The 12,211-nt window shown below is 69.4% G+C and carries 13 protein-coding genes; 8 read left to right on the top strand and 5 right to left on the bottom strand.

Annotated features, from left to right (window positions below; all coding sequences use genetic code 11):
- Window positions 1-57 precede the first annotated feature (57 nt).
- The 3 genes from M2351_RS30140 (at window position 58) to M2351_RS30130 (ending at window position 1,497) form a co-directional block, all read left to right on the top strand.
- Window positions 58-516, top strand: coding sequence for a carboxymuconolactone decarboxylase family protein (locus M2351_RS30140; protein ID WP_264659717.1), 459 nt, complete (start codon window positions 58-60; stop codon window positions 514-516).
- Between the two features lie 4 nt (window positions 517-520).
- Window positions 521-970 (top strand): cupin domain-containing protein, encoded by a 450-nt coding sequence (locus M2351_RS30135; RefSeq protein WP_264659716.1) that lies wholly within the window; start codon window positions 521-523, stop codon window positions 968-970.
- A 155-nt stretch (window positions 971-1,125) separates the two neighbouring features.
- Window positions 1,126-1,497 (top strand): VOC family protein, encoded by a 372-nt coding sequence (locus M2351_RS30130; protein WP_264659715.1) that lies wholly within the window; start codon window positions 1,126-1,128, stop codon window positions 1,495-1,497.
- A gap of 71 nt (window positions 1,498-1,568) precedes the next feature.
- Here the strand turns inward: M2351_RS30130 and larB are convergent, their stop codons facing one another.
- Genes larB through larA form a run of 4 tightly spaced genes read right to left on the bottom strand, consistent with a single transcriptional unit; the run spans window position 1,569 to window position 5,655 of the window.
- Window positions 1,569-2,249: a nickel pincer cofactor biosynthesis protein LarB gene (gene larB / locus M2351_RS30125; protein WP_264659714.1), complete on the bottom strand. Its 681-nt coding sequence runs from the start codon at window positions 2,247-2,249 to the stop codon at window positions 1,569-1,571.
- 4 nt (window positions 2,250-2,253) lie between these two features.
- Window positions 2,254-3,039, bottom strand: coding sequence for an adenine nucleotide alpha-hydrolase family protein (locus tag M2351_RS30120; RefSeq protein ID WP_264659713.1), 786 nt, complete (start codon window positions 3,037-3,039; stop codon window positions 2,254-2,256).
- Window positions 3,029-4,288 carry a LarC family nickel insertion protein gene (locus M2351_RS30115; protein WP_264659712.1) on the bottom strand — a complete coding sequence of 420 codons (1,260 nt, stop codon included), beginning with the start codon at window positions 4,286-4,288 and terminating at the stop codon, window positions 3,029-3,031. The genes M2351_RS30120 and M2351_RS30115 overlap by 11 nt, the downstream gene beginning before the upstream one ends.
- A gap of 29 nt (window positions 4,289-4,317) precedes the next feature.
- A complete protein-coding gene (gene larA / locus M2351_RS30110) occupies window positions 4,318-5,655 on the bottom strand; it encodes a nickel-dependent lactate racemase (protein ID WP_264659711.1) in 1,338 nt (445 codons plus the stop codon).
- A gap of 417 nt (window positions 5,656-6,072) precedes the next feature.
- Here larA and M2351_RS30105 point away from each other — a divergent pair, with 417 nt between their 5' ends.
- Window positions 6,073-6,966: a LysR family transcriptional regulator gene (locus tag M2351_RS30105; RefSeq protein WP_264659710.1), complete on the top strand. Its 894-nt coding sequence runs from the start codon at window positions 6,073-6,075 to the stop codon at window positions 6,964-6,966.
- Window positions 6,967-6,969: 3 nt separating this feature from the next.
- On the opposite strand, the gene gcvA is transcribed toward M2351_RS30105, so the two are convergent.
- On the bottom strand, window positions 6,970-7,875 hold the full coding sequence (gene gcvA, locus M2351_RS30100; protein WP_264659709.1) for a transcriptional regulator GcvA: 906 nt from the start codon (window positions 7,873-7,875) through the stop codon (window positions 6,970-6,972).
- 204 nt (window positions 7,876-8,079) lie between these two features.
- On the opposite strand from gcvA, the gene leuC reads away from it, so the two are divergent.
- From leuC to M2351_RS30080, 4 genes are all read left to right on the top strand, one after another.
- The gene (leuC, locus tag M2351_RS30095; protein ID WP_454464596.1) at window positions 8,080-9,576 is read left to right on the top strand and encodes a 3-isopropylmalate dehydratase large subunit; all 1,497 of its coding nucleotides are present in this window, start codon (window positions 8,080-8,082) and stop codon (window positions 9,574-9,576) included.
- The gene (gene leuD, locus M2351_RS30090) at window positions 9,573-10,217 is read left to right on the top strand and encodes a 3-isopropylmalate dehydratase small subunit (protein WP_264659708.1); all 645 of its coding nucleotides are present in this window, start codon (window positions 9,573-9,575) and stop codon (window positions 10,215-10,217) included. Before leuC ends, leuD begins: the two co-directional genes overlap by 4 nt.
- Window positions 10,214-11,083, top strand: coding sequence for an isocitrate lyase/PEP mutase family protein (locus M2351_RS30085; protein ID WP_264659707.1), 870 nt, complete (start codon window positions 10,214-10,216; stop codon window positions 11,081-11,083). The genes leuD and M2351_RS30085 overlap by 4 nt, the downstream gene beginning before the upstream one ends.
- 113 nt (window positions 11,084-11,196) lie before the next feature.
- Complete coding sequence (locus M2351_RS30080) at window positions 11,197-12,210, top strand: ABC transporter substrate-binding protein (protein ID WP_264659706.1); 1,014 nt, start codon at window positions 11,197-11,199, stop codon at window positions 12,208-12,210.
- Window position 12,211: the final 1 nt, after the last annotated feature.

Genomic DNA, 12,211 nt, shown 5'->3' with positions numbered 1-12,211 from the left:
CCAGCCAAGGCCATTGCGACGCTACACCGGCCGGCGGAACCGGAAGGAGGACCAGGAGTGCAACCGAGACTGAACTACGGCAAGGCGGCCCCCGAAGGACGCGCGGCTCTGCTGGGGGTCGAGGCCTACCTCGACGCCTGTGGGCTGGAAGCGTCGTTGCGCGAACTCATCAAGGTCAGGGTGTCGCAGATCAACGGCTGCGCCTACTGCATCGACCTGCACTGCCGCGACGCAAGGGCGGCGGGTGAAACCGAGCAGCGGCTGTATGCGCTCAACGCTTGGCGGGAAACCCCGTTCTTCACCCCGCGCGAACAGGCGGCGCTCGCCTGGGCGGAAGCGCTGACCCGGCTGGGGCCGGACCATGTGCCGGACGCGGTGTTCGACGCCGTCCGCGCCCGGTTCGACGACAAGGAACTGGCCGACCTGACCATCGCCGTTGCCATGATCAACGCCTGGAACCGCATCGGAGTGGGCTTCCGCCTCGTTCCCGGCGCCAATCGCGCCAAGAAGGACTGACCCGATGACCATCGTCTCCCGAAAGGCGGTCGCCGCTCCGCTGTTGGCCGTGCTCGTCGCCAGCGCCGGCCTGATCGAAGCCGGACACGCCCACGACCCGGTGCCGGCCGACGCGCAGCGCGGCGGAACCACACGGTCGCCGTTGTTTTCGATCCCCTTGCCCGACGCGCCGGGCAAGGTCATGAGCGCCGTCCTGCTGACCTACGCTCCCGGAGCCGCGACCGCCGTTCATGACCATCCGGGCACGACGGTGGTCTATGTGCTGGACGGGGCCATTCGCTCGCAGATCGAGGGGGAGCCCGCGGCCGCGACGTATCGCGCCGGGCAGGTGTTCATCGAGAAACCCCGCGCCGGACATCTGGTCAGCGAAAACGCCAGCGCCACCGAGCCTGCCAAGTTCCTGGCGATCTTCATCTCCGACGAAGGCGAGCCGGTGACCCGGATGCGGCGATGACAAGGCTTCCTGCCAGTTCCGGATGAGGACAGCCTCGGCGATTGACTGCTGACAGAAATTGTCAGCATGGGCGGCTATGGTCGGTTTCACCGGGCGGGGACGACGACAGGCGCCCCACCGAAACGAACCACCGGCCAGCCCAAAGGAACAATCCCATGCTGAACGTCGATTTCGTCCTGCTCTACGTCGCCAACCCGACCGCCAGCGTCGCTTTCTACACCGAACTGCTGGGCCGCCCGCCGGTCGAGGCGTCGCCGACCTTCGCCATGTTCGCCATGGAGTCCGGCCTGATGCTCGGCCTGTGGGCGCGCCACACCGTGGCGCCCACGGCCGCCGCCCCGACCGGCTCCGGCGAGATCGCCTTCATCGTGCCCGACGTCGACGCGGTGCGCGCCACCCACGCCGACTGGGCCGCCCGCGGCCTGCCCATCGCCCAGGAGCCCACGGCCATGGACTTCGGCTTCACCTTCGTCGCCCTGGACCCGGACGGCAACCGCCTGCGCGTCTTCGTCCCGAACGGTCACTGAGCGGCCGGCAAGGAAGGGGAGGGCGCTGCCATGTGCGGTCAGGCCCGCCCTCCGCTGAAGGGCCGTCGGCGTCAGGGAGGCGGTTCCGCGCCGGACCGCAGCATCTTGACGGCCGCCGCCGCGGCTCCGAAGCCATTGTCGATGTTGACCGTCACGACGCCCGGCGCGCAGCCGCCCAAGGCCGCATGCAACGCGACGATGCCGCCGGAGGCGACGCCGTAGCCGACGGAGGTCGGCACGGCGATCACCGGCGCGGTGACCAGGCCGGCGAGGACGCTGAACAGTGCGCCTTCCATGCCGGCAACCGCGATGACCACCCGGAACCTGGCGATCTCCTCCATCCGCTCCATCAGGCGCCAGAGGCCGGCCACGCCGACGTCGGCGACGATCGGCGCCGCGTATCCGCAGAAGGCCAAGCTGCGGGCCGCTTCCCGCGCGACGGCCCAATCGGACGTTCCGGCCGCGACGATGCCGATGCCGGGGCGCAGGGCTGCGGGGGCCGGGGCCGGCCCGGCGATGGCGGTGCCGGACGGCGCGTCGTAATCGAGGGAACGGCGCGCCTCGGCGGGCAGGGCGTCGTGCTGCGCCGGCGACAGGCGGGTCAGCAGCAGGGGGCGGTTCCGCTCCGCCGCCTCGGCGAGTATGGCGGCGATGTGCGGGATGCTCTTGCCGGCGCAGAAGACGGCTTCCGGGAAGCCGGTGCGGGCCTGCCGCGCCCAATCCAGGCGAAAGCTGCGTTCTTCACCGGACATCGCGTCACCGGCCAAGGAAGGCGGCGCCGCGACGGTAGCGGCGCAGGCCGGCGAAGGCGCGGCCGGCGTCGGCGCACAGCGATGCGGTCATGGCAGCGGCAACGGGGTGGTCGGGGTCGTCGAGTTCGACGACGATGCCGGCCTGCGTGACCCGGCAACGCAGGGTCGAGCCAGGCGAAAGAAGACTGGCCAGCGCTGCTTCCGCACGCTCGACGAAGGCCAGGTCGTCGGCTGAAATGGCGATCCCGGTCTCGACGCGGCTGGACAGGCAGGGCTGGGCGGGCAGTTCCGCCACGTCGTCCAGCCCGTGTCGCCGCGCCAGAGCGCGCACCTCGGCCTTGGTGATGCCGGCCTCGACGAAGGGATGGACGACGTTCCGCTCCGCCGCGGCGCGCAGGCCCGGCCGGTAGTCGTCGAGATCGTCCAGATTGGCGCCCGAGGCGATCACGCCGTCGGCGGGCGTCAGTCCGCGGATGCGGTCGTAGAGGTTCGCCTTGCAGAAATAGCAGCGGTCGACCGGGTTGGCGCGGTACCGCGCGTCCTCGAACTCGCCCGCTCCGGTGACGGTCAGCGCCCATCCGTCGCGCTCGGCGCGGGAGCGGACACGGTCCGTCGCCGCCTTCGGAACCGCCGGGGAGACGGCGTGGATCATCGTCACCGCCCCGGGCCGGCGCCGGTGCGCGATGGCCGCCAGCGTCATGCTGTCGACGCCGCCGCTGACGGCGACGGCGATCGCGGCGTGCCGGTCGAGGGCGCCGAGCAGCCGTTGTTCGATGGCGTCAGCGTTCATTGCGCTTGTCCCCTTCCGCAGGGTCTTCCGCGGCCCGTTGCAGGTCCCGCCGCGCGGCGAGCGGCCGGCCGGACAGGTCGTCGTTCTCGGCCTTCCGCGTCACGACGTCACCAGGCCGCGCGACCTCCTTGACGCGCAGAGTCGTGTCCTGCCGCTCGACGTCGAGGATGCGGCGCGGCAGGATTTTGCGCCGTTCGAAGCGCCAGCGCAGGCCGATGGTGGAGCTTTCCAGGAAGCACAGGTCCGCGACGCGGTCCAGCGCGTCCGGCCGCAGCAGGAGGCGGAATCCATGCATCGGCCGGCCCTTCTTCCCGGTTCCGGTAACCAGGATGAGGTCGAACACCCCGTCGGTGCTGCGCAGGCGGTCGGCTGCCGCGGCGATTTCCTCCCCAGTCATGTCGTCGATGTCGAAGCTGAGGACGGCCACGTGCTCCGTCACGGCGTCATCTTTGTCGGCCGCGCGCTCGAACACCAGCGCCCGCAGGATGTTGGGCATGCCGGGGAGTGTCCGCGTTCCGGCCCCGGTGCCGCTGGCGGCGAGGCGTCCGGCGATGCGTTCGCCATCGGCGCGCAGGTGCCGGAGAATGGCGGCGCCCGTGGGCGTCACCCGCTCCCCCGCGATTCCGTCGTCGCGCCAGTGGAAACCCGCGAGGATGTCGGCCGTCGCCGGCGCCGGGACGGGCAGCAGGCCGTGCTGGGTCCGCACCAGACCGCCGCCGGTCGGCAACTCGGACACGCTCCAGGACAGGGGGCTGAAGCGCTCCTCAAGCGCCGCGATCAGGCTGCCGGCGGCGACCACGTCCATCAGCGAGTCCCAGTCGGCGATCTCGTGGAAGTGGACGGCCTCGACCGGGACGTCGTGGATGCGGGACTCCGCTTCCGCCAGGATGGTGAGGATCCCGATCGCGTGATCGGCGGTCCGCGGCGTGGTCGTGGCGGCGATGCGGCGGCGCATGTCGACGAAGGTACCGGCCCCGTGGTGGTGCCCGTGATCATGATGGTGGTGATCATGATGGTGATCGCCGGTCGCTTGGGGGGACTCCTCCAACCCGAACCGGAGGGCGCGCACGCCGCTGCTTTGCCCGGTCGCGAGGGCGGGGCGGCCGCAGCCGGCGGGCAGGGCGGCCGCGGCCTCCGCCAGGACGCGGTCGGCGAGGTCGGGGAAGGCGTCGAGCAATGCGGCGACGAACATGTCCCCCGCGACGCCGCCGACAGCGTCGAGGTGGATGTGCCGCCCGCCTGTCTCCATTCCGCCCCGCTCCGTTCGATGATGGCCGGTCATGCGCGCGCCACGCCAGCCGCGCGCACGGGAACGACGTAGGGGCCTTCCGGGATGATGGCGATTCGGGGATCGCGGTGGCGGTGGATGCTGTCGGCGATGGCCTGCTCGATGGAGTCGATGACCTCCACCCCGGTGATCCGGCGCTCCTCGCCGTCCAGCCCCGTGGTGTAGAGCTTGACCGTGCCGATGCGCATCGGCTTCAACTGCATCTCGGTCTGCCACTCGTCGATTTCCGCCAGCGTCTTGGCGGTCAGGGTGGCGAGGAACCGCTGCGGCCCCAACTCCACCAGCCGGCGTTGCGCGTCGCGGAACTCCTCGGACCCGAAGCCTTCCGAGCATTCCGAGGCGATGATCAGCGTCCCGCCGGGCTCCAGGATGTCCAGCGGAGTCACCATGCCCTTGATCGTCTGGTAGTAGGTCTTGTCGAGCGGGTAGCCGGCCGAGGTGGTGACCACCGTCTTGAACCGCTGCGGTACCTCCACGCGCGTGGCGGACGCGATGAAGTCGACCGCGGCGAGGTGGCTGGCGATGATCTCGCCGAAGGTGACGTGGACGAGGTCGCGCTCCTCGTCCAGCACCGTGTTCAGGGCGTAGATCTCGCCGACCTTGCGGACGATCTCCAGCTGCTCCTCGTGCAGGGGGTTGCCGACGAGGTTGCACTGGACGGCGAGCGGATCCTCCATGAAGCGGGCCGAATGGAAGGTGCGGATCGTGGCGTGGCCGGCGACGCCGGGCGCCACCACCTTGCGGCCACCCGACCAGCCGGCCATGAAATGGGGCTCGACGAGGCCGGTCGCGATGCGCAGGTCGGCCTCCACGAAGCGGCGGTCGATCGACACGGGAGTCCCGCGTACCGGAGTCGGGCCGAGGTCGATATGGTCGGCCTCGTTGCGCGCGAAGTGGTTGACGACCGTCACGGTGTCCAGCACCCAGGGATCGCCGACCAGCTCGCGCAGTTCCTCGCCCTCGTTGGGACGGTGGAGGCCGGTGGCGACCAGCACCGTGATCCGGGCCGGATCGATCCCGCCCGCGATCATCGTTTCGATCATCGGCCGCAGGAACAGCCCGTTCGGCACGGGCCGGGTGATGTCGCAGATGAGGATGCAGGCGCTGCCGCGCCCTTGCACCAGCTCCCGCAGCGGCGTCGCCCCGATGGGGTGGTCGAAGGCGTCCTGGAGCGCCGCCCGCGGGTCGGGGAGCTTCGGCAGCACGGCCTTGCGGATCACCAGCGGTTCCGCGCGCTCGGGCAGGGCGATCCGCAGGTGCGAGCGCCCGAAGGGGAGGGAGATCGATCCGTCGGCGGGCAGCCCGCCGGTCGGCGTTTCATCGGTCATGGTCGGCATCCGATCGCCAGATCCTGTGCGCGCCCGCTTCGGGGCGCCGGTGATTTCGGTCAGCGGAGGGTGTCGAGAAGGCGCAGCGCCCGCCCTCCGTGGAACGCCCCGATGTTCTCAGGCGTGCCGCCAGAAATCAACAGGCTGTTACGTGTGTGAACACTCCGTATGACGTTGTTCCGTGCGACGGAATGAAACGCTATGAAACATGGGCGGTGATGGTGTTTCATGGTCGCTTTTCCGGGCCGACATAAGATTATTATCTTCCATTATTCGCATAAGGGAGGCAACAGGGCGGGGCAGGGCAATCGCCCCCGGGCGCCGCCGCCCCGTGTTGACGGGCCGGGCGGCGGGCTCGAAGATGGCCCCCGTATGGTCCTGCCATGACCGGAGCGATGGAAAAATCGGGGGGCGTGGATGCGTTTCGACCTGCTGTCGTTGAAACTGTTCGTGGCGGTGTGCGAGCAGCAGAACATCTCGCGCGTCGCCGACGCCGAGCACATCGCGGCCTCGGCGGTGAGCAAGCGCATGTCCGACATGGAACGGATGCTCGGCACGCCGCTGTTCTACCGGAGCAACAAGGGACTCGAACTCACGCCGGCCGCCCACACGCTGCTCCGTCACGCGCACGGCATCGTGCGCAACCTCATGCAGATGGAAAGCGAGTTGCTGGACCATGCCAAGGGCATGCGCGGGCAAATCCGTCTGCACGCCAGCCTGTCGACGATCGTGCAGTATCTGCCCAGCGACATCAGCCTGTTCCTCGACCAGCATCCGGCCATCCGCATCGACCTGGAGGAGGGCTTGAGCGCGGATGTCCTGCGCGCGGTGTCGGAGAACGCGGCCGACATCGGCATCTTCGGGGGAACGTCGCTGGTGGCCGGGCTGCGCGTCCTGCCCTACCGCAGCGACCGGCTTGTGGTGATCATGCCGGCGGACCACCCGCTGAGCGGTGCCCAAAGCCTCACCTTCGCCGAGGTCGCCGAGCATGACCTCGTCGGGCCGCAGAAGGGCAGTTATCTGGACTCCTTGGTCCTGAGGGCCGCCGCCGATCTCTCGCACCCGCTGCGGCTGCGCATCCGGGTCAACGGATTCGAGCCGGCGCGGAGCATGGTGGAGGCCAAGCTCGGCATCGCGCTGGTGCCGGAGCATCACGCGGCGCGCTACGTCGCGCCCAACCATATGGTCGCCGTGCCGTTGGACGAGCCCTGGGGCGTGCGCCATTGGAAGATCTGCACGCGGGACGTCGATTCCTTGCCGGTGCCGGTGCAGCTGCTGGTCACGCATCTCGGTTCGCGGGGCGCCGCCTGAAGCCTACCGGACCGCTTCCTCCATGCCGGCGGACTGCTGCGTGATCCATTGCTCGAACGCCTTGATGACCGGGGCCGAGCGCCGCGAGCGGGGGTAGGCGAGGTGGTAGGCGTTCTCGGTCCCGACCCGCAGCGCCAACGGCGCCACGAGGCGCCCGGTCCGCAAATCCTCCTCCACGAACGCCCTCTGGGCCATGACCACCCCCAGCTTGTCGATGGCGGCCTGGTAGGCTAGCGCGGAGTTTTCAAACTTCAGCCCGTTGTTGCCGTCGATGACGGTGACGCCCGCCGCCCGCAGCCAGGTGGGCCAGTGGTCGGGCCGGTGCATCGAGCAGAGCAGGGTGTGGCCGGCGAGGTCGGCCGGCGTGTCCAGCGGCGGACGGGTGCGAAAAAGCTCAGGGCTGCAGACCGGCAGGAGGATTTCGCCGAACAGGCGCTTGCAGTGGACTCCGGTCAGCGGAGTCGGCCCCCAGTGGATGCAGACGTCGACGTCGTCGCGATCGAAATCGACGTTTTGGTGCGAGGTGGTGATCTGGACGTCGATGTGCCGGTTCAGGGCGTGGAAATGGGCTAGCCGCGGGACGAACCAGCGGATGGCGAAGGTCGGGGGCAGCTTGATCCGCAGGGTGTTCTCGGACGGGCGTTCGCGGATGCGGCGGGTTTGCAGTTCGATCTGTTCAAAGGCTGCGCGCAGCGTGGTCGCGTAGGACGCGCCTTCCGGGGTCAGTTCGATGCCGCGCCGCATACGGCGGCACAAGGTGACGCCGAGCCAGCTTTCAAGCTGGGACACATGACGGCTGATCGCACCTTGGGTGACCAGCAGTTCCTGCGCCGCGCGCGTCAGGCTGCCGTTGCGGGCCGCGGATTCAAAGGCGCGCAGCGCGTTCAGCGGGGGCATCTGCCGGGTCATCTGCTCTGATCTCCCGTCAACGAAGTATGAGCAAATTATCCCTATGCGGGGGTCATGAACAGTCCTAACCTCTGATCATCGCGACGCTGCCATCCGGCGAGTTCAAGCGGATGGAGCGTCGCTCGACAAAGCCCAAAAAATCGCTCCCGCACAAGGCGGGGCCGGAGGAAATTTCATGCCTGAATGCGGCCGCGGCGGAATGCCGTGCGCGCGATCCGTGCCCATGGCACGCCACGCGCCCCAAGCACGATGACCGATCCGTCGCTTCACCCGGCGGCCGAAGCCGCCGCCGCGCGCCCCCGGACCTTGTTCGACAAGATCTGGGACGCCCACACCGTCAAAACGCTGGAGGATGGCCGCGACCTGCTGTTCGTGGACCGCCACATCCTCCAGGAAACCACCAGCGCCCAGGCTTTTGAAAATCTGGCACGGGCGGGCCGCAAGGTCCGGCACCCCGACCTGACCGTGGCGACGCAGGACCACATCGTTTCCACCCGTCCCGGGCGCGATGAGGACACCAATCCCGGCGGGCGGGAACTGCTCGGCCTGATGCGGACGAACACGGCGGCCAACGGCATTCGGCATTTCGGCGTCGATGATCCCCGCCAGGGCATCGTCCACGTCATGGGACCGGAAACCGGCTTCGCTCTTCCCGGCTGCCTGCTCACCTGCGGGGACAGCCACACCTCGACCGTCGGGGGCCTCGGGGCCGTCGGGCTCGGGGTCGGCACGAGCGAGGTCGAGCATGTCCTGGCCACGCAGACGCTCGCCATGGCGCGCCCCCTCACCATGCGCGTCACCTTCAACGGCGTCCCCGGTCCCGGCGTTTCGGCCAAGGATCTGATTTTGCACATGATCGGGGAACTCGGCTTCGCCTCCGGGCGGGGCTGCGCGGTCGAATACGCCGGCCCGGCGATCCGTGCCCTGCCCGTCGAGGGGCGGCTTACGGTCTGCAACATGTCCATTGAGTTCGGCGCCCGCCTGGGCCTCATCGCGCCGGACGAAGCCACCATCGACTATGTCCGTGGCCGCGAGTTCGCGCCGACCGGCGGGGCGTTCGACCGCGCCGTGGCCGAATGGCTCCGGCTGCACAGCGATTCGGACGCGCGGTTCGGCCGGGACTTTACGATCGACTGCTGGCGGATCGCCCCCCAGGTCACCTGGGGAACCAGCCCGCAGGACGTGGCGGGCGTCGACAAGGCGGTTCCGGATCCTGCCCGCTTCGCGGACGCCAAACGGCGCGAGCTGGCGGCGGCGGCGCTGCGCTACATGGGGCTGGAGCCGGGGATGCCGCTGGAGGGGATTCCGATCGACGTCGCCTTCATCGGATCCTGCACCAACGCGCGCCTGTCCGACCTCATTGCCGCGGCGGCGGTGGCGCGCGGCCGGAAGGTTGCGCCGAACGTCCGCGCGCTTGTGGTTCCCGGCTCCATGTCCGTGAAGCGCGACGCCGAGGCGCTCGGCCTGCACCGCGTCTTCCTGGACGCCGGCTTCGAGTGGCGGGACGCCGGCTGTTCCATGTGCGTCAGCATCAACGAGGACGTCGTTCCGCCCGGCGCCCGCTGCATGGCGACCTCCAACCGGAATTTCGAAAACCGCCAGGGCCCCCGCAGCCGGACCCATCTGGCGAGCCCGGCCATGGTCGCCGCCGCGGCGATCCGCGGCCGGATCACCGACGTCCGGAAGGAGACCGCCGCATGAGGACGCCGCTGTCCACCGTCTCCGGCGTCCTGGCCGTCCTGCCGGAGACCAACGTCAACACCGACGCGATTATCCCCTCCGCCTGGCTGCGCACCGCCAAGGCCGATCTGGCGCGCGGCCTGTTCGGGGCACGCCGCTTCGACGAGGACGGGCGGGAACGGCCCGGTTTCGTCCTCAACCAGGGGCCGTTCCGGACCGCGAAATTCCTGCTCTCTGGCGAGAATTTCGGCTGCGGCTCATCTCGGGAGGCGGCGGTCTGGGCGCTCGCGCAGTTCGGCATCCGCTGCGTCTTCGCGCCGAGCTTCGCCGACATCTTCTACGAGAACGCGTTCCGCAACGGCGTGCTGGCCGGGATCGTCGACGAGGCCACCGGCGCGGCGCTGGCCGCTGCCGTGGAGCGGCATTGCGACGCGCCGGACTTTACAGTCGATCTGCCCGCCGGCGTGATCGTCGATCCGGACGGGCATCGCCACGCCTTTACGGTTCCGCCGCACCGGGCGGCGGCGCTGATCCGCGGGGACGACGACATCGACCTGACGCTGCGCCACCTGGACGACATCGACGGCTACTTCAGCGCCGCAAAGAGGGACCGGGACTGGCTCTACACGCCGACAACCGATACGAGAAGGCAGACCCCATGACGCGACCGAGCATCCGCCTGGCCCTCTCCCGCGAGACGCCGCTGATCACGCCGCTGGCCCACGACGCGCTGTCGGCCCGGCTGATCGAGCAGGCCGGCTTTCAGGCCTTCGCGATCGGGGGATCGGCCCTGCTGGCCTCCCGGCACGCCTACCCCGACATCGGCCTGATCGGGCTGACCGACATGGTCGAGGGCATCCGCGACATTTCGGCGGCGACGGCGCTGCCGTTCCTCGCCGACGCGGACGACGGCTATGGCGATGTGAAAAGCGTCGCCCGCACCGTCCTGGCCTACGAGGCCATCGGCGTCGGCGGCATGCTGTTCGAGGACCAGGACCGCGACCGCAAGCAGCAGCGTGCGGAGAAGGCCGCCGCGGTGGCCGACATGGCGGTGATCGAGGGCAAGCTCAGGGCCGCCCTGTCGGCGCGCGGCAACCCGGACACATTCATCATCGGCCGGACGGACGCCTACGGGCCGCTGGGGCTCGACGAGGCCATGCGCCGGGCCGAGCGCTTCCTGGCTCTGGGCGTCGACGGCGTCTTCGTCGCCGGCCTGAAGACGGAGGAGGACTACCGCCGGGTCGGCGCCGCCTTCAAGGGCGCCTACATCTCGGCCACGATGTTCGAGGGCGGCGACACCCCCTGGCTGGCCCCGGCCGATCTCGGGGCGATGGGCTTCACCCAGGTCTCCTTCCCCGCGAGCTTGCTGATGCGCAGCGTGGCGGCCATGCGCGACGGCCTCGCCGCTCTGCGGCGCCATGCCGACGGCGAGGAGCGGCTGGAGCCGATGGGCAACGCCGCGTCCGTGCGGGCGGCGCTCGACCAGGCGGTCAACCTGGAACGCTGGCGCGCCATCGAGCGCGGGTGACCGCGTGAGGGGATGGATCCGCACGGGAGTGCCTTGACGAACCCACAGACCACTCGCACGCTTTCACAGAGAACGAACCAAATCCGCAAGGCGGGAATAATCGGGAGGAAGCAATGAAGCTTTTAAAGTCCGCGTCGATCCGGTCGTCATCGATCCGGTCTGCGGCGCTTTGCGGGGCGCTCCTGCTCGGCATGGCGGCTCCGGCCGGCGCCGAGGAGATCGTCGTCAGCAACTACGGCGTCTCCGCCAACGGCATGCCCTTCGCGGTGGCCCTGAAAAAGGGCTTCTTCAAGGAGGAAGGGGCCGACGTGACCGGCATCCTGTCGTCCGCCGGGGGCGGCACGACCCTGCGCAACATGCTGGCGGGCAGCGCGCCCTATGCCGAGGTCAACCCCAACGCGGTGATCGCTGCCGTCCAGCAGGGCGCCGACGTCAAGATCATCAGCGACAACGTCCTGACGGTCGCCGAATTCATCTGGGCGGTCAAACCCGACTCCCCGATCCAGTCGCCCAAGGACCTGAAGGGCAAGAAGATCGGCTACACCAACCCGCGCTCCACCAGCCTGGCGCTGGCCACGCTGGTGCTGCAGGCGGGCGGGCTGAAGACCGAGGACGCCGATCTGGTCAAGACCGGCGGCTTCGGCGAGGGCATCCCCGCGCTCGACATCGGCATGATCGACGTGGCGCCGATCCCCGAGCCGCTCTGGTCGAAATACCAGTCGAAATACCGCGCGATCGCCAAGGCGGCGGACCTGCTGCCGCCGATCGCCAACGTGGTCGGGGTCGCCGCCGGCGGCGTGTCGGCGGGCAAGGGCGACTTCATCCGCGCCGTGATCCGCGCCCGCCGCAAGGCCGTCGCCTACATGAAGGAGCACCCGGACGAGTCCGGCGACATCGTCGCCGAGGTCTACAACCTGGAACCGGCGGTCGCGAGGAACGCGGTGCGCTACCTCGTCTCGGCCTCCACCTCCGGCATCGAATATTGGGGGACCGGGCAGATCCATCTGGAAGGCCTGCAACGCGCCATCGAGGTGCAGAAGATGGTCGGCGCCATCTCCGGCGACATTGACGCCAAGTCGATCGTCGACACCCAGTTCCTGCCCGACGACATCAAGGCGATGAAATGAC

Source organism: Azospirillum canadense (assembly GCF_025961225.1).
Lineage (GTDB): Bacteria > Pseudomonadota > Alphaproteobacteria > Azospirillales > Azospirillaceae > Azospirillum > Azospirillum canadense.
This window is presented reverse-complemented; position numbering and strand designations above follow the sequence as displayed.

Coding starts and splice junctions, on each gene's coding strand:
- M2351_RS30120 (WP_264659713.1), bottom strand. CDS start 3,039: ATGAACGCTGACGCCATCGAACAACGGCTGCTCGGCGCCCTCGACCGG.
- M2351_RS30135 (WP_264659716.1), top strand. CDS start 521: ATGACCATCGTCTCCCGAAAGGCGGTCGCCGCTCCGCTGTTGGCCGTG.
- larB (WP_264659714.1), bottom strand. CDS start 2,249: ATGTCCGGTGAAGAACGCAGCTTTCGCCTGGATTGGGCGCGGCAGGCC.
- M2351_RS30105 (WP_264659710.1), top strand. CDS start 6,073: ATGCGTTTCGACCTGCTGTCGTTGAAACTGTTCGTGGCGGTGTGCGAG.
- M2351_RS30080 (WP_264659706.1), top strand. CDS start 11,197: ATGAAGCTTTTAAAGTCCGCGTCGATCCGGTCGTCATCGATCCGGTCT.
- gcvA (WP_264659709.1), bottom strand. CDS start 7,875: ATGACCCGGCAGATGCCCCCGCTGAACGCGCTGCGCGCCTTTGAATCC.
- M2351_RS30130 (WP_264659715.1), top strand. CDS start 1,126: ATGCTGAACGTCGATTTCGTCCTGCTCTACGTCGCCAACCCGACCGCC.
- larA (WP_264659711.1), bottom strand. CDS start 5,655: ATGACCGATGAAACGCCGACCGGCGGGCTGCCCGCCGACGGATCGATC.
- M2351_RS30115 (WP_264659712.1), bottom strand. CDS start 4,288: ATGGAGACAGGCGGGCGGCACATCCACCTCGACGCTGTCGGCGGCGTC.
- M2351_RS30085 (WP_264659707.1), top strand. CDS start 10,214: ATGACGCGACCGAGCATCCGCCTGGCCCTCTCCCGCGAGACGCCGCTG.
- leuD (WP_264659708.1), top strand. CDS start 9,573: ATGAGGACGCCGCTGTCCACCGTCTCCGGCGTCCTGGCCGTCCTGCCG.